This window comes from Veillonellaceae bacterium, assembly GCA_025992895.1.
Classification (GTDB): domain Bacteria; phylum Bacillota; class Negativicutes; order Veillonellales; family Dialisteraceae; genus Dialister.
Genome location: DAJPGA010000001.1, coordinates 1,306,652 through 1,323,396 on the forward strand (window position 1 = coordinate 1,306,652; position 16,745 = coordinate 1,323,396).

At 46.5% G+C, this 16,745-nt stretch carries 14 protein-coding genes and 2 pseudogenes; all 16 read left to right on the plus strand.

The genetic code is table 11. From position 1 onward, the window contains the following. The first annotated feature begins 1 nt into the window (after position 1). The 16 genes and pseudogenes from hemB (at position 2) to rsmI (ending at position 16,681) form a co-directional block, all read left to right on the plus strand. Positions 2–988, plus strand: a complete 987-nt coding sequence (hemB, locus tag OIM03_05535; protein HJI73737.1) for a porphobilinogen synthase — start codon at positions 2–4, stop codon at positions 986–988. After that, positions 985–2,283, plus strand: a complete 1,299-nt coding sequence (gene hemL / locus OIM03_05540; GenBank protein ID HJI73738.1) for a glutamate-1-semialdehyde 2,1-aminomutase — start codon at positions 985–987, stop codon at positions 2,281–2,283. Before hemB ends, hemL begins: the two co-directional genes overlap by 4 nt. Positions 2,284–2,473: 190 nt before the next feature. Next, positions 2,474–2,962: a ferritin gene (locus OIM03_05545; protein HJI73739.1), complete on the plus strand. Its 489-nt coding sequence runs from the start codon at positions 2,474–2,476 to the stop codon at positions 2,960–2,962. Positions 2,963–3,261: 299 nt separating this feature from the next. Next, complete coding sequence (locus tag OIM03_05550; GenBank protein HJI73740.1) at positions 3,262–3,615, plus strand: YraN family protein; 354 nt, start codon at positions 3,262–3,264, stop codon at positions 3,613–3,615. A gap of 38 nt (positions 3,616–3,653) precedes the next feature. Continuing rightward, positions 3,654–5,168, plus strand: coding sequence for a YifB family Mg chelatase-like AAA ATPase (locus OIM03_05555; protein HJI73741.1), 1,515 nt, complete (start codon positions 3,654–3,656; stop codon positions 5,166–5,168). A 2-nt stretch (positions 5,169–5,170) separates the two neighbouring features. Then, the gene (gene dprA / locus OIM03_05560; GenBank protein HJI73742.1) at positions 5,171–6,259 is read left to right on the plus strand and encodes a DNA-processing protein DprA; all 1,089 of its coding nucleotides are present in this window, start codon (positions 5,171–5,173) and stop codon (positions 6,257–6,259) included. A 195-nt stretch (positions 6,260–6,454) separates the two neighbouring features. Then, entirely contained in the window at positions 6,455–8,818 is a 2,364-nt protein-coding gene (gene topA, locus OIM03_05565; GenBank protein ID HJI73743.1) for a type I DNA topoisomerase, read from the plus strand. Beyond that, positions 8,808–9,638: pseudogene (gene trmFO, locus OIM03_05570) on the plus strand (methylenetetrahydrofolate--tRNA-(uracil(54)-C(5))-methyltransferase (FADH(2)-oxidizing) TrmFO). The gene topA and the pseudogene trmFO overlap by 11 nt, the downstream one beginning before the upstream one ends. Positions 9,639–9,729: 91 nt before the next feature. After that, positions 9,730–10,428 (plus strand): helix-turn-helix domain-containing protein, encoded by a 699-nt coding sequence (locus tag OIM03_05575; GenBank protein HJI73744.1) that lies wholly within the window; start codon positions 9,730–9,732, stop codon positions 10,426–10,428. 29 nt (positions 10,429–10,457) lie between these two features. Beyond that, positions 10,458–11,300, plus strand: coding sequence for an IS3 family transposase (locus OIM03_05580; GenBank protein ID HJI73745.1), 843 nt, complete (start codon positions 10,458–10,460; stop codon positions 11,298–11,300). Positions 11,301–11,366: 66 nt separating this feature from the next. After that, positions 11,367–11,867 (plus strand): annotated as a pseudogene (locus OIM03_05585) (FAD-dependent oxidoreductase). A 137-nt stretch (positions 11,868–12,004) separates the two neighbouring features. After that, a complete protein-coding gene (locus OIM03_05590; GenBank protein ID HJI73746.1) occupies positions 12,005–13,144 on the plus strand; it encodes an HAD hydrolase-like protein in 1,140 nt (379 codons plus the stop codon). 98 nt (positions 13,145–13,242) lie between these two features. Beyond that, positions 13,243–14,259 (plus strand): AAA family ATPase, encoded by a 1,017-nt coding sequence (locus OIM03_05595; GenBank protein ID HJI73747.1) that lies wholly within the window; start codon positions 13,243–13,245, stop codon positions 14,257–14,259. Further along, the gene (locus tag OIM03_05600) at positions 14,256–15,095 is read left to right on the plus strand and encodes a stage 0 sporulation family protein (GenBank protein HJI73748.1); all 840 of its coding nucleotides are present in this window, start codon (positions 14,256–14,258) and stop codon (positions 15,093–15,095) included. Before OIM03_05595 ends, OIM03_05600 begins: the two co-directional genes overlap by 4 nt. Next, positions 15,088–15,840, plus strand: coding sequence for a tRNA1(Val) (adenine(37)-N6)-methyltransferase (locus tag OIM03_05605; protein ID HJI73749.1), 753 nt, complete (start codon positions 15,088–15,090; stop codon positions 15,838–15,840). The genes OIM03_05600 and OIM03_05605 overlap by 8 nt, the downstream gene beginning before the upstream one ends. After that, the gene (gene rsmI, locus OIM03_05610) at positions 15,833–16,681 is read left to right on the plus strand and encodes a 16S rRNA (cytidine(1402)-2'-O)-methyltransferase (GenBank protein ID HJI73750.1); all 849 of its coding nucleotides are present in this window, start codon (positions 15,833–15,835) and stop codon (positions 16,679–16,681) included. Before OIM03_05605 ends, rsmI begins: the two co-directional genes overlap by 8 nt. Positions 16,682–16,745 lie beyond the last annotated feature (64 nt).

The following is a 16,745-nucleotide window of genomic DNA, read 5'->3' on the forward strand; positions in this document are numbered from 1 at the left end:
TATGAAATTAAATACACTTCGTCCGCGTCGTTTGAGAAGAACAAATGCAATTCGCAGCATGGTCAGAGAAAATTCTCTGGAAATCAATGATTTCGTATATCCGATTTTCGTTGTTCCCGGTACGAATGTTAAGGAAGAAATTCCAAGCATGCCCGGACAGTATCATCTGTCCGTAGACAATGCAGTCAAAATGGCTGAAGAAGTCTATAAACTCGGAATTCCGGCCGTTGAAGTATTCGGTCTTCCTGAATATAAGGATGAAATCGGTTCTTCTGCATGGGACATGACAAGCCCTGTACAGCGCGCAATCAAAGCTATCAAGGCGGCTGTCCCGGATCTTGTTATCGTTGGGGATGTCTGCCTTTGCCAGTACACATTAAGCGGCCACTGCGGAGTTCTTAAAGGACATGAAGTAGACAATGACCCGACACTGGAACTGATTGCGAAAGTTGCTCTTTCCCAGGCAGAAGCAGGTGCTGATATTGTAGCACCTTCCGATATGATGGACGGACGTATTGCGACCATTCGTGAAACACTGGACAAGAACGATCTCCAGAATGTAATCATCATGTCTTACGCTGTTAAATATGCATCCGGCTATTATGGCCCCTTCCGTGATGCTGCTGATTCTGCACCGCAGTTCGGTGACAGAAGAGGATACCAGATGGATCCGGCAAACAGCAGGGAAGCGATGAAGGAAGTGGATTTGGATATGGAAGAAGGCGCAGATATTATCATGGTAAAACCTGCACTCGCATATCTTGATATCGTCCGTCAGGTTCGCGACCGCGTAGACAGACCGGTTGCTGTGTACAATGTATCCGGCGAATATGCCATGGTGAAGGCTGCCGCAGCCAAGGGCTGGATTGATGAGAAGAGAATCGTTATGGAATCACTCCTCAGCATGAAACGCGCAGGATCGGATATCATCATTTCCTATCATGCTCCGGATGTAGCAAAATGGCTCAAGGAGGAATCCGGAAGATGATTGACCTTCAGAAATCCAAGGCTGCATTTGAAGAAGCAAGGAAGTTTATGCCTGGCGGCGTAAACAGCCCGGTCAGATCTTATCCGCATATGGGCTGCCCGCCTCCCTTCATTGCAAGCGCTAAAGGATCCCATATTACAGATATCGATGGAAATACATATATAGATTATGTCGGATCCTGGGGTCCGATGATTCTTGGCCACGCTCATCCGGCTGTCATTTCTGCTATCTGCAAGGCAGCGGAGAAGAGCACCAGTTATGGCGCACCGACACTTAAGGAAACTGAAATTGCAGAATTGATTCATTCCGTATATCCTTCCATTGAAAAAATGAGAATGGTCAATTCCGGAACGGAGGCAACCATGAGCGCCTTAAGGGCAGCAAGAGGCTACACGGGAAGAGATAAGATCCTCAAGTTCGAGGGATGCTACCACGGACATGGAGACAGCCTTCTTGTAAAGGCAGGTTCCGGTGCAGCTACCTTCGGAAAGCCTGACAGTGCAGGCGTTACAAAGGGGACTGCCCAAGATACCCTCGTTACGCCATACAATGATATCCCGGCGTTTAAAGCCATAATGGATGCTGAAGGTGACGAGATTGCAGCTGTCATTGTTGAACCGGTAGCAGGAAATATGGGATGTGTACTGCCGGTTCCCGGTTTCCTGGAAGCACTGAGAGAAGAGACGGCAAAACATGGCACAGTCCTGATTTTTGACGAAGTCATGTGCGGGTTCCGCACTTCATCAGACGGAGCGCAGAGCTTCTATCATATCCATCCGGATATGACCTGCCTTGGAAAGATCATCGGTGGGGGCCTTCCGGCTGCTGCTTATGGTGGCAGGAAGGAAATCATGGCCTGCATTGCTCCGGACGGATCTGTTTATCAGGCAGGAACCCTGTCCGGCAATCCACTCGCTGTCACAGCAGGGATTGAAACAATCAGGCAGATGATGAACATTCCGGATCTCGACAAGATGCTGGCCGAAAAGACACGTGCTCTTCTGGAAGGATGGAAGGAATCTGCAGACAAGGCAGGCGTTCCTCTCATCTGCCATCAGTCCGGGTCCATGTTCGGTATTTTCTTCTCCGAAAAGGATGTCCTTAATTATCAGGACTCCTGTGAAGCAAATGCAGATCAGTTCAAGGCATGGTTCCTTTCCATGCTTGACCAGCATGTTTACCTGGCACCGTCCCCGTTCGAAACATTGTTCATGTCCTGGGCACATACCGATGAAGATATCGAACGCTCCATTGCAGCATCCCGCAAGGCGATGGAGGAAGCTGCAAAAGCGTAGCCGGTACCTGCAAAGGGGTTTATTCAGGATGCTGTGAGAATGATAAAATAGTTTATAAACTATAGATATTTATAAATGAATAAGCGTATTTTCTCTTTACACTTTCAGCGTCCGGCGTTATAATATATATATCTATAAGGCTCGATAATGAGTCTTACCATTGGTTATTGGATACAAAGGAGAATGCCTTATGAAATTATCTGAAAAGCTTCTGAAGGCCCTTGTTGCACAGGTCAACATGGAATTCGCATCTGGCTATCTGTACCGCTCCATGTCTCATGACATGAAAAACCTGGCTCTGAACGGCTATGCTAAATGGCTCGACAAACAGTATGAAGAAGAAAGAACACATGCACTGAAACTGATCGGCTACATTGAAGACAGAGACGGCGTTGTTGATTTCACCGATATTGCCGGCGTAAAGAAACACTACACCAATCCTCTTGATGTTGCTAAAGATTCTCTTGCACATGAAGAAGCAGTATCTGCTTCCATCCGCAGCATTTTCAAACTTGCCCGCGAAGAAGGGGATCTGGAAACAGAAGTATTCCTGCAGTGGTATCTGACAGAACAGGTTGAAGAAGAAGTCAACGCCAGAGACAATGTTGCAGGCTTCGAAAAAGCAAAAGACTGCGATGGACTGCTCTACATGTTCGACGCTCATCTTGCTGATCGTTAATCGTATTATAGAAGAACGGCACCTTATTGGTGCCGTTTTTTTGTTTTTCAAAAAGGATAAATCTCCTTCAATCGTTTTATTTGCCGTGTCATCCTTCTTTACAGAATTTTTATACTTTGGCATTGACTATTATCCAAATGGGAATTTAAAATGAAAGATAAAGTATGTTCGTTATATACAGGACGGTATATAAATTTAAAATAAGTATAACAGAGCATGCGATTCTTCCTGCTCCCCTGCGCTTGTTCTTACGCGGTCATAAAATTGCAAATATTGTATTTTCATGTCATGGAGGACTCATGGGAACGACAACTTTTGGCCGGGAAGGTGAAACTTTAGCCAAGGTGTATCTGGAGAAAAAAGGGTACAAATTTCTGGAACGCAATTTTAAGCGGACACATGGCGAAATAGATTTAATTATGATGGATGGAGATGTTATTGTTTTTATAGAGGTGAAAAGCAGGCATAACAGAAAATATGGTGATCCGATTGAGGCGGTTAACAAATATAAGCAAAAGCATATCCGCTATTGCGCAAACTTATATCTGTCATCACATCGTATCAGTGATCAAAGTGTAAGATTTGATGTTGTGGAGGTACTGGCTTCAGCAGGAAGAGCAGTCCGGTACAGGCATACTCGAAACGCATTCTAGAACTTGGTATGGAAATTTAATTGTTGAGGGAGACAATTATGTATGCAGAAGTCTTAGGAACGACAACGTATGGGCTCAATGGGCATGTAATCGGTGTGGAAGTAGATATCAGGAGAGCGGCGGAAGCATTGGAAATAGTCGGACTTCCGGCTGCATCTGTCAAAGAATCTAAGGAAAGGGTCAATTCGGCAATCAGAAATTCCGGGTACCGCTTTCCTGGAAATAAAGTCATTGTCAATCTGGCACCGGCAGACTTGAAAAAGGACAGCTCGGGGCTTGACCTTCCGATTGCGATCGGACTTTTGGCTGCCAACGGGGGCATTCCGCTGGATCGTTTGAAAAACATGATTTTCATCGGGGAACTTTCTCTTCAGGGGGAAATAAGGCCTGTTCCCGGTGTACTTTCCATGGTATTGACCGGCAAGGCCGCAGGGATAACCAGATATTTCATGGCACCTGAAGTGACGAACGAAGCGTTGCTCTGTGATGATATTGAAGTGTATGGTCCGAAGACGCTGCGGGAACTGGTTGAATTTCTGGTTGGAGAAAGAGATCTCCCTCAGGCAGTGAGAAAAGAAGATACGGGGGTAAGAGCCAGTGATGTTGATTTTTCTGAAGTGCAGGGCCAGGTCATCGCTAAACGCGCGCTTGAGATTGCGGCCGCAGGTGCCCATAATGTTCTGATGACAGGTGCACCGGGATCGGGCAAGACGATGCTTGCCAGAAGGATTACGACCATTCTTCCTCCCATGACGAGGGAAGAAGCACTCGAAGTAACGAAGATTTATAGCGTGGCCGGACTGTATAAGGCGGATGACATTATCAGGGAAAGACCATTCAGAAGCCCGCATCATACGATTTCCATGGCAGGACTGATCGGAGGGGGAACAATTCCACGTCCGGGCGAAGTAACTCTTTCGCACAGGGGCGTCCTGTTTCTTGATGAACTTCCTGAATTTCCGCGTTCTGTCCTGGAGGTTTTAAGACAGCCGCTTGAGGACCGGGAAGTGCATATTTCAAGAGTGAATGCATCCTTTGTCTATCCCTCTGATTTCATTCTGATTGCGGCCATGAACCCCTGTCCCTGTGGGTATCTTGGGGATCCGCAGCATCAGTGTACCTGCACGGATGGGGAAATCAGGAGCTACGGGAGAAAGATATCGGGCCCGCTGCTTGACAGAATCGATCTTCATGTAACGGTACAGCGCCCTAAGTATAAAGAGCTCATTGCAACGACAAAGGGAGAGTCCTCTGCCGAAATTGCGGCCCGTGTCTCCGCGGCCAGAGCCATCCAAACATCAAGACTGTCCAAATGGCATATGCAGAACAATGCACAGATGGGGCATAGGCAGCTGAAGGAAACCTGCCAGCTTGATAAGGAAGGCACTGAACTGCTTCATGAAATATTCGAAAAGCTGCACCTGTCTGCCAGGAGCTACGACAGGATTATCAAAGTTTCCCGTACGATTGCCGATCTTGACGGGCAGCCGCAGATTCTTGCCAAGCATGTTGCTGAAGCGATAAGTTACAGGAATATGATTCCGCAGAGGTGATTATGGATATTTATGCTGCTGCTCTTCCCGGATGTCCGGGATTAGGTGCCAAAAATATCAGGGAACTGATTGACCACTTCAACACGCCTGAAGATGTATGGGATGCCTCTGAAAAAGATATCATCGATCTTCATGTGTTGACTCCTGCCAGAGAAAAGGCCTTCCTTAAGTACAGGCGCGAAACGGATCTGGAAAAACTGGAGAAAAAACTGCTGGGACTTGGAATCCGCTGGTGTACATGGGAAGACAGCACGTACCCTTCTCTTCTGGCAGAAACGTCCAACCCGCCGGCCGTGCTCTATTATATGGGAAATTCTCCGGTTTTTGAAAAGACGATAGGGATTGTGGGATCGAGAAAGGCAACCGCATACGGAATAGAAACAGCCGGACAATTTGCCAGAGTCCTTTCAAAGGAAGGCGTTACAGTTGTCTCTGGCGGGGCAAGAGGGATTGACAGTGCTGCGCACAGCGGCGTCTTGCAGGAAAAAGGGAGTACGGTTGTCGTGATGGCATGCGGACTTGATAAAGTCTATCCGCCGGAAAACAGGAATTTGTTCCAGCAGGTCATTGATAACGGAGGTACGCTGCTTTCTGAATACCCGCCGGGAACGCCGCCTCTTGGACGGCAGTTTCCCGCCAGAAACAGGATTATTGCCGGAATGAGCCGGGGAGTTATCGTAGTGGAGGCTGCTGAGCGCAGCGGTTCATTGATTACTTCTGATTTCGCATTGGAAGAAGGAAGGGATGTCTTCTCCGTACCGGGAAGCATCTGGATAGATTCCTGCAAAGGAACCAATCAATTGATCAGGAATGGCGCTATATGCTGCACCTCGGCAGAAGATGTACTTTCTGAATACAATTGGAAGGAAGAAAAAGGGAAGCCTGAGAGCAAGTACTTGGAGCCTTTAACGATTGAAGAGGAGTATGTATTCCATTTCTGCCAGACTGAAGGAGAAGTCAATTCTGAAGATATATTGCAGCATTCTGGATTTTCTGTGGTAAAATTGACTATGATTTTGCTCCAGCTCCAGCTGAAAGGATATATCCAGGAGACTGAACAGGGCAGATATATAATAAAAACAGGATTGTAACATTCTTTCATCAGCCCTTTAAATCGGCGGATCTTCGCATCATTTTAGAGCAGTTCGATTTTATTCTTTTTAGAAACTGTTCTGAAAGTGTATAATAAAAGAATTGATAAAAGTATTTAAATCATGTATCATTCTTGTTCATAGATCTGAAAGATGAAAGAACTTGTACTTTAATTAAGTAAGTGGAGGAAGATTTTGCCAATTACAAGAACAATCACAATAGGAAGCAAACGCAAGACAAGAACAAAGGCTCCTGCTGAACCATCTTTTAAACGTAAACCAAATCCCAAGGGAAAGCATCTTGTTGTCGTAGAATCTCCGGCTAAAGCAAAAACCATAGAGAAAATTCTCGGACCGGATTACAAGGTCCTTGCTTCGAAGGGGCATTTGAGAGATCTGCCGCAAAAGACACTTGGCGTTGATATCGATGATAATTTCAAGCCTGAATACGTCAATTCCAAGGACAAAGAAGACGTTATCAAGACACTCCAGAAGGAAGCAAACCATTGCAGGGATATTTATCTGGCAACGGACCCTGATCGCGAAGGGGAAGCCATTTCCTGGCATTTAGCGAAGCTTCTTGATGTGAATCCGGAAGATAATGTAAGAATCGCGTTCCATGAAATCACGGCTCCTGCCATCAAAGAAGCCATTAAGCATCCGGGACCGATCGATTTGAACCGTGTCGATGCACAGCAGGCACGCCGCGTCCTTGACAGGCTGGTCGGCTACAAGCTTTCTCCCTGGCTCTGGAAACAGGTGTACCGCGGCCTTTCTGCAGGACGAGTGCAGTCTGTGGCAACGCGTCTGATCTGCGAACGCGAGGAAGAAATACGCGCCTTCAAACAGGAAGAATACTGGACAATCGAATGTGTCTATACGACTCCGGAAGGGAATGCGTTTAACGCAAAGCTGTCACAGATCAGCGGAAAACCTGCAGAGCTTCACAATGAAGAAGAAGCAGAAAAAGCAGCAGCAGGCGTCAGGAATAAGAATGCAGATGTAGTTTCCGTAACAAAGACAAAGAAGCAGCGCAAGACGAAGCCGCCTTATACGACGTCCACGATGCAGCGGGATGCTGTCAATAAATTGAACTTCGGATCCAAGAAAACCATGCTTCTTGCGCAGGAACTCTATGAAGGCATCGAGCTTCCTGAACAGGGGCATGTAGGTCTGATCACTTATATGCGTACGGACTCCACGCGTATTTCCGATGAAATGGTCAAGCAGGCCAGAGAATATATTGGAAGGCTTTACGGAGATAAGTACCTGCCGGAAAAGCCGAATGTTTTTGCCAAGTCCAAAGAAGCACAGGATGCCCACGAAGCCATAAGACCGACAAGTCTTGCACTTCCGCCGTCCGCATTGAAAGGTGTTCTGAAAAGAGACCAGCTGCGTCTTTACACACTGATCTGGAACCGTTTCATTGCATCACAAATGGCACCGCAAATTGCCCAGAGCACGAATGTCACCCTTCAGTGCGGTGAATTCACTTTGAAGGCAAGCGGACTGCACATTCTCTTTGATGGTTTTACAATCATGCAGCCAGCTAAGGACGAGAAGAAAGATGAAGAAGAAGCAGCAATTATTCCGCCGCTTAAAAAGGGTGATTCTGTCCTCAATGTCAAAGCAGACGGGAATCAGCATTTTACTTCTCCACCCCCAAGATATACAGAAGCAAGTCTGATCAAAGTACTTGAAGAAAAGGGAATCGGCCGCCCGTCCACGTACGCTCCGATCCTTGATACCATACAGAAACGCCGCTACGTGACAAAGGAAGGCAAGCAGTTTGTTCCAACGGAAATCGGTTTCAAGGTAACAGATCTTCTTAAAAAGTATTTTGATGGAGTCATCAATGTAGACTTTACGGCCAACCTTGAAAACTGGCTGGATAAGATTGCTGACGGCCATGCGACTTATACAAAAGTCATCACTGACTTCTACAAGGTCTTTTCAGAGGAGCTGAACGCAGCCAATGTGGAAGCTGCCAAAAGCAAGAAGGAAGAGGCAGAGGTCTCTGATGTCGTTTGCGAAAAATGCGGCGCAAAGATGATTGTAAAGTTCGGGCGCTACGGAAAGTATCTTGCCTGCCCGAACTATCCGGACTGCAAGAACATCAAGCCGTACAGCCTGGTCAACGGGCCTGAAGAGGTTTCTGATGTCCACTGCGATAAGTGCGGTACACTGATGGTATACCGTATGGGACCGTATGGAAGGTATTTGAAATGTCCCAACTGCAATGCGAATAAGGCCATTGTCATTGATACTTCCATCGTCTGCCCGAAGTGCCATGAAGGACATATGATCCAGAGAAGAACCAAGAGGGGGCGTACCTTCTACGGATGCAGCAGGTATCCGGCATGTGATATGGCACTCTGGAACGAGCCGGTAGACCAGTTCTGCAAAGTCTGCGGATCAATCATGGTCAAGAAGGTATCCAGAGACGGGACAGAGAAGATTGTCTGCTCGAACCCGGAATGTCCGACAGCTCCCAAGAAGAGCACCACTAAAGGAAGAAGGACGACAAAGAGAAAAACAACATCGAAAGATGAAACATGACAGGAGAAATAAATTGACTGATAAAGTAACCGTAATAGGAGCCGGACTTGCAGGCAGCGAGGCTGCGTTTCAGCTTGCTGAACTTGGAATCCCGGTAGAATTGGTAGAGATGCGTCCTCTTAAGCAGACACCGGCGCACCATACCGGCTATTTTGCTGAACTTGTCTGCAGTAATTCGCTTCGCGCCGCTTCCGTGACAAATGCAGTAGGCCTGCTGAAGGAAGAGATGCGCCGCCTTCATTCAGTCATCATGGATGCTGCCGATCATCACTCTGTACCAGCTGGCGGAGCTTTGGCCGTCGATCGCATGGGATACGCAGAAGCCGTGACTGAAATCGTAAAGAACCATCCGCTGATTACATTTACGGAAAAAGAAGTGACTGAAATCCCGGAAGATGGCATTACGATCATTGCTACTGGTCCTCTGACAGAGGGAAAACTGGCAGAAGCGATTGAAGATTTCTGCGGCGGAGAGGGCTTTCATTTCTATGACGCAGCAGCCCCGATCGTAACGAAAGAATCACTGGATCTGGACGTAGTTTATGCGATGTCACGCTACGGAAAAGGGGAAGCAGCTTATCTGAACTGCCCTATGAATGAAGAAGAGTATGCGGCATTCCAGGAAGCGCTCTGTCATGCAGAAATGGCTCCGGTCCATGGGTTTGAAAACAAGAAGGTTTTTGAAGGATGCATGCCGATTGAAGTCATGGCGCAGCGCGGAGTAGATACCATGCGCTTCGGCCCGTTAAAACCGGTCGGGCTTCCTGATCCGAGAACCGGGGAAACTCCATATGCAGTCGTCCAGCTTCGAAGAGACAATGGTATGATTCAACAAGAAAGACAGAATAATATCATAAATATATTAGGAGGTCATTCTTATGCCATGTAAAACCAAAGCGTCCCCGGAGGAAATGTTAGACCAGATTGCTTCATATCTCTATCAGGGTGTTACGATTACCCAGGCAGCTGAAAATCTTCATATGAGCCGCATAACATTCAGGAAATGGGTCCTCCGGTATAAAGAGGAGGGCTTTAAGGGATTGCGGCCCAGGCAGCATTTGTCTTACTACTCCAATCAGATGAAGATCCAGGCCGTAAAGGAATATCTTAAAGGCGGTGTTTCCATGCTTTCCGTCTGTGCCAAATACAGAATTTCCGGCACACTCTCCCTTAAAACATGGATTGAGGCGTATAATGAGCATAAGTTGACAGACCTCGTTTCTGAAGGAGGAGATCTTATGGGCAAACGCCAGCAATCGGTCAAGGAAGAGCGAGTCAGAATCGTTCAGGAGTGCATCGCCAGTGGATGCGATTATAACAAGATAGCCAAGAAGTACAACATGTCCTACCAAACGCTCTACACATGGGTAAAAAAGTTCAAGGAAATGGGCGAAGTTGGTCTTGAGGATTACAGAGGAAAGCCGATCAGGCTCCAAACACCCCGGACCGAAGAAGAACAGCTGCGTCAGGAGAATGCCAGACTTCTTGAAGAACAGAAGGATCTTATAGCAGAGATTGCCCTGCTAAAAAAAAAGATGGAGATAGAGGAAAGGTTGCGTTCCTCGAAGGATTCAGCCTTACTCACCTTCTCAGAGATTTTAAAGCCATAAAAGAAGTCCATGAAGAAACCAACATCTCCATAGAAAGTCTCTGCCGACTCTCAAAGGTCTCCCGGGCAGCTTATTACGGATGGCTGAATCATATTAAGAGCGGCCGTGAACTGCTGAGAGAAAAGGTCGCACAGGAGGTCATGAAAACCCATCAGGAATATCCGGATATGGGATACCGCCGGATTAACGATTGGATCAAGAAGGATGACAACATCAATATAAATGTAAGCGACAGTCTGGTTCTTCGTATCATGCGGATACTTAATATTAAGTCCGTGATCAAGTACAAGACCGATGGTTGCACTCGTAACGCAAAGGATCCAAAGTACATTTTTGAAAACCTGCTGAACCGTGACTTTGATGCCGGCGTGTCCAATGCAAGATGGATGACGGATGTCACTGAATTCAAGTACACAACTGCTGATGGAGTTTTGCACAAGTTATATTTAAGCGCGATTATTGACGGCCATGATCGCCGGATTGTCTCTTATGTCATCGGCGACAGGAACAATACTGCACTGGCTTTTGAGACAATGGAAAAGGCACTTAAAGAGAATCCTGGAGAACATCCAATGATTCATACCGACCGCGGATTCCAGTATACAAGCAACGGATTCCATAAGATTGTTGAAAAAGCAGGACTGGTTCACAGCATGTCCCGTGTAGGCTGCTGTGCAGACAACGGTCTGATGGAAGGGTTCTGGGGAATGCTGAAGCGCGAACGTTACTACACACGTAAATTCACCAGCCGTAAAGCAGTGGTAAGCATGATCAACGGCTACATCTACTTCTACAACAACAAACGCATTCAGCGCAAATTACATCTTTTAGCTCCAATGGAAGTATTCAACGCAGCTCCAATGGCTGCATGATTAAGATTAAAGTACGATTAGATTTTTTATGATATTTATTTGTCTGTATTAACAAATCCGCACCACAATGAAGACGATACGATGTACAATATTGTCGGCTTCCAGACTCATCTGAAGTGGGGTGAACAAAAGCGGGTCTTTGGCATGATTCCTGGCTTATCGCATGCGGAATTTGTCCGTTATGGCGTTATGCACAGGAATACATACATCGATTCACCCGATCTTTTGAACGAAACCATGGAAACGAGAAAAAGGAAAGGGCTCTTCTTTGCAGGACAAATGACCGGCGTCGAAGGGTATGTCGAATCCGCTGCATCAGGGATTGTTGCCGCTTACAGCGCAGCTGCAAGATTCCGCGGTGAAGAACCGGAAGCATTTCCGAGAGAAACCGCCATTGGCTCTCTTTGCTACTACATCGCTCACTTTGATGGCAAGAATTTCCAGCCGATGAATGTAAATTTCGGGCTTATGCCGCAGCTGGAGAAAAGGGTACCCAAGAAAGAAAAGAACCAGCACATTGCTGACCGTGCATTAGAAGCAATAGACAAATTTATAGAAAACCACTAAGAGGACTGGGCAGTCATATATGGCTGCTCTTTTCTTTTGCTGAAATGAAAACCTTTTGGTACATTGATTCATTAATGGAATGTGAATATGATAAAATAAGGGTAAATTATGAAAATGTTCCATTTCATGGAGGAAAAATGAAAAAAGTCATATTTGACGTCGATGGCGTACTTCTTAGTGAAGAAAGATATTTTGATATAGCGGCACTGACTGTCTGGGAAATTTTATACAGCCCAAAGTATATGGGCATGCCGGCAGAAAAGGATAATTTTATTGCAGGCACAGTCAATGAAGGACGCATTGCAGAATGCAGGAAAAGCGTGTGGGGAAATGGCACGCTCATATCCTGGCTGAAGGCAAGAGGGATCAACTCGAACTGGGATATGGTTCATGCTGCGCTGATTACGATTTTCTGGGTCATGGCGGAAGTTTATTCTGCCCGCTCCGGCGGAGAAAAAGTGGCATTCCGCCTGGAATCAGAGAAAGATGTACAGGAGACAGGGAAAATATTGATGGGGATTCCTGTCCCGCCTGCGGATAAGATATTAGAGAAATGGGAGGAGACAGTGCCGGAGGGAATTTACGGAGAAGATGTCATTCATACACTGGCAGCAGCAATGGCTCCGTCTTTTGCCAATCCGGATGCATGGGCAGAATTGAGATCTCCCTTTTGGAAAATCCATACGTCAGCTTTTCAGGAATGGTACCTGGGGGATGATAATTATATCCGTTACCTCCATAAAGCGCCATACAGCGGCGGAAAGCCGGGATTTCTGGACAGGGAAACACCGCTTGCTCCGCCCTCTGGCATAAAGAATATGTTTAAAAGATTAAAAGAAAGCGGTTATGAGCTCGGGGTTGCGACAGGACGTGCCCGGATTGAAATGGAAGTCCCTTTTAAAACCTATGGCTGGTATGAAGAGTTTGAATCAAACTATTTAGCGACTGCATCTGATGCGGTAGATGAATCAAAAATGTACGGAGGAAGTGTTCCTGATAAACCGCATCCTTTTATCTATTTGTGCGCTGCTTACGGCAGAAATAAGGAAAATTATCCTGCATATATGGCAGGAACGAACATGCGCAGCAGCGAAGATGAGATTTATGTCTGCGGGGATTCCTTCTCAGACCTGCTGGGAAGCAGAGCTGCAGGCTTCAGGTTCATAGGAGTGCTGTACGGAGCAGAGAAAGATAAGACTGCCAGCCTTTTTGAAAAAGAAGGCGTTCCTTACGTGCAGAACGTACTCGAAATCCCGGATTTATTATCCGGAATCTGACATGCATTTTGGCGGAAGTGCCAACTTTTGCAGTCATTCTTCATGCATGGTAGAATTAAAGTGTATTACTTAACTAACAGCGTATATGGAGGTACCAGGTGTCACTCTTTCTTCCGCATATTTATGGACAGGAAAAAGTTCAGAAGGAATGGAAATCCCTGCTGAAAAACAACAGGTTTCCTCATACCCTGATCCTATATGGGGATGACGGGCTGGGCAAGACAACAGCAGCATTTGATCTGGCGGGAATTCTTACAGGAGAATCTGAAAAGATTTCCGGAGAGTTTGATGAATTGCACATATCATCCGCCAGAGAAGAGATGACGCTCCCGATGGCTGGAAACCAGCTGTGGTATCTTCGCCCCGGAAAGATGGAATTGAAAGTAGAGCAGTTCCGTACATTTCTTGAAAGCATGGCGTCCTTTGATGAAAAGGCTCATGTCTGCATTATCGATGAATGCCAGTTCATGAGAGCGGCTGCTGCAAATATTATGCTCAAAACCTTTGAGGAGCCTCAAAGCAATGTTTATTTTATTCTGATTTCTACTGATCTGAATTCCATTCTTCCGACAGTTATTTCCAGAAGCGAGAAATTTGCCTTTACGCCGCTTGGAAGGAAAGAATATCTTGCACTTCTCCAAAGGGAAAGCAGCAAATATACAGTGCCGGTGAATATGACTCCTGATGTACTTTACCAGCTTTCAGAAGGAAACCCGGGCATTACTTTGGAGATCTGCAGTGAAAAAGATAATGCACAACCTGATGCAGCCATGTCGTTCTGGGAAACCGTTACGGATAATCCCCGTTCATTTTCTGCATTAAGCGGGCATAAATGGAAAGACAGAGATGAATTTCATCAAATGCTTCGCTGGATCATCCTCGTCGGGCGGGATATACTCGTGCTGGCGGAAACCGGTGACCAGGACCGGGCAAGGTGCATGTCAGTCATGGGACGTGAGATGGCTGTTTCCCGGAAGTGGAATGGCAAAGTCATGCAGGTGATGGAAGTTTTCCGCGATGCGGAGCTGGCATATACGCATTATATTAATATAAAAAATATTTGGGATATGATTCTTATCCAATTGAAGAATATACAGAGAGGCAGAAAAGAATGAATCAAGTTATAGGTGTCAGATTTAAGCCTGCGGGTAAAATATATTACTTTGATTCCAACAATCTTGATTTGCATATAGATGATGGAGTTATTGTCGAAACATCCAGGGGACTGGAATACGGTTATGTTGTCCTTATGCCTGATAAAGTCAGTGAAGAGGATATGCCGCAGAAACCGGTCATCCGCAAAGCTACGATTAAAGATATGGCGCAGCTGGAAAGAAACAAAGAGCGCGAGCAGTCAGCTTACGAAATCTGTCTGAAGAAAATAGAGAAATTCAAGTGTCCTATGAAGCTTCTCCGTGCTGAATATACGTTTGACAGAAATAAGATCGTTTTCTTCTTTACGTCGGATGGACGAGTCGACTTCAGGGATCTTGTCAAAGAGCTGGCGTCTGTGTTCCATACGAGAATTGAGCTGAGGCAGGTAGGCGTAAGGGATGAGGCTAAACAGGTGTCCGGGATCGGCCCCTGCGGGAGACCTTTATGCTGCGCAACATTTCTGGGGGATTTTGCACCGGTTTCCATTAAGATGGCAAAGAATCAGGGGCTCTCCCTGAATCCGACGAAAATATCTGGTGTATGCGGACGCCTGATGTGCTGCCTGCGTTATGAAAACGACCAGTATGTACATGACGGATGCAAGAAGAAGGGCTGCTGCCATAGAGATAAAGGGAACGAGAAAATGTTCCGGGTCGGCATGAAGGCGATTACGGAAGAAGGTGCGGGACAGATTCTCTATGTCAATACACAAAAACATACAGTTAAAGTGCAGTTGGAGGGGCAGAAGACAAAGACTTTCCCCTGGGACGAGGTAGAGCAGGCTGAAAATGGCTGATGAATGGGTATTGAATGAGGGAGAAAGACTTGACGACTTAGTCAGGGATGATATGAAGCTCATCCAGAGGCCGGATCATTTCTGCTTCTCTGTAGATTCTGTATTACTGGCTCACTATGTAGAGCCTAAGAAAAATGATGTCATCGCAGATCTTGGAACAGGCACCGGTGTTATCGCACTGCTTGTTTCTTCATTGGGCGGCAATCATATTGCGGCTTTTGAACTGGATCCTGTGATGGCGGATCTGGCGAGAAGAAATATAGAAGGAAATCATAAAGAAGCGCAGATCAAAGTCATTGAAGGAGATTATAGGGAATCTTCCCGGCAGTTCCATTCCGGAAAATTCTCTCTGGTACTGGCTAATCCTCCCTATCGGGAAGTGGGGACAGGAAGGATGAGTGCCAAAAGCGGGGTGGCCAGCGCCAGTTATGAAATGAATGCGACGATGGATGACGTATTCAAGACAGCGCAGTATCTTCTGAAATACGGCGGACGTCTGGCTATGGTACACAGAGCGGACAGGACGGCTGATCTTATCACTATAGGAAGAAAGTATCATATGGAGCCCAAGCGCATGCGCTTTGTCTATGCAAGAAAGGGCCATACGGCGGTCAGGGTCCTGATAGAATGGAGATACGGAGGGCATGCAGAGCTTGTCGTAGAACCGCCGCTTCTTCTTCATAATGATGATGGTTCTTACACAGATGAAGTCTGTGAGATATATGGGAGGAAAAGTCATGAGTGAAGTGGAGAAGGGGACACTTTATCTGGTACCGACGCCAATCGGCAATCTGCAGGATATAACCTATCGTGCCGTTGATATACTGAAGAATGCAGATATCATAGCGGCTGAAGATACAAGGCATACACGGATTCTTTTAGAACATCTGGGGATACAGGGACACCCGGTATCCTATCATGAACATAATAAAAAAGAAGCCGGTCCCAAACTGATTGAGGCTTTGAAGGAAGGACACTCCGTTGCACAGGTCAGCGATGCGGGGATGCCTGTCATATCCGATCCGGGAGCTGATTTAGTCCGCCTGGCGCTGGACGAGGGGATTCCCGTTGTCCCGCTTCCAGGTCCCAATGCTGCTTTGACAGCCCTTGTTGCATCCGGACTTGATGCCCGTCAGTTTGCTTTTATTGGGTTTCTGCCTAAAATTACGGCCAAACGTAAAAAGCTTCTGGCAGACATTTCAAAAGTGCCGCTGACGCTCATTTTCTATGAAGCGCCTCACCGTATTAAAGAGACCATGGACGTACTCATTCAGTCTCTCGGAGACAGAAATGCGGTAACAGCGAGGGAACTGACGAAAAAATTCGAAACATTTGAACGAGGGACTCTCGCGGAACTCAGAAGCGGGATGAACGAGAATGATCCCCGCGGCGAGTATGTCATTCTGGTCGAAGGCTGGAATGAATCCATGGAAAAAGAGGATGAAGAAGAGACATCCTGGCAGGATGCCGCCGTGACTTTGGCCGAAGGGATGCCGCTCAAGGAAGCTGCACGCAAAGTCTCCGGCCGCTACAATGTTTCGCGAAGAGAGGTTTACCAGTATCTTCTGAAGCATAACGATCATTAATCTAATCAGATGCCTGCATTTACCTTTTTTTGACTTTTATCTTTTTAGTAGAATGGTATAATAA

Coding starts and splice junctions, on each gene's coding strand:
- hemB (HJI73737.1), top strand. CDS start 2: ATGAAATTAAATACACTTCGTCCGCGTCGTTTGAGAAGAACAAATGCA.
- hemL (HJI73738.1), top strand. CDS start 985: ATGATTGACCTTCAGAAATCCAAGGCTGCATTTGAAGAAGCAAGGAAG.
- OIM03_05545 (HJI73739.1), top strand. CDS start 2,474: ATGAAATTATCTGAAAAGCTTCTGAAGGCCCTTGTTGCACAGGTCAAC.
- OIM03_05550 (HJI73740.1), top strand. CDS start 3,262: ATGGGAACGACAACTTTTGGCCGGGAAGGTGAAACTTTAGCCAAGGTG.
- OIM03_05555 (HJI73741.1), top strand. CDS start 3,654: ATGTATGCAGAAGTCTTAGGAACGACAACGTATGGGCTCAATGGGCAT.
- dprA (HJI73742.1), top strand. CDS start 5,171: ATGGATATTTATGCTGCTGCTCTTCCCGGATGTCCGGGATTAGGTGCC.
- OIM03_05575 (HJI73744.1), top strand. CDS start 9,730: ATGTTAGACCAGATTGCTTCATATCTCTATCAGGGTGTTACGATTACC.
- OIM03_05590 (HJI73746.1), top strand. CDS start 12,005: ATGAAAAAAGTCATATTTGACGTCGATGGCGTACTTCTTAGTGAAGAA.
- OIM03_05600 (HJI73748.1), top strand. CDS start 14,256: ATGAATCAAGTTATAGGTGTCAGATTTAAGCCTGCGGGTAAAATATAT.
- OIM03_05605 (HJI73749.1), top strand. CDS start 15,088: ATGGCTGATGAATGGGTATTGAATGAGGGAGAAAGACTTGACGACTTA.
- rsmI (HJI73750.1), top strand. CDS start 15,833: ATGAGTGAAGTGGAGAAGGGGACACTTTATCTGGTACCGACGCCAATC.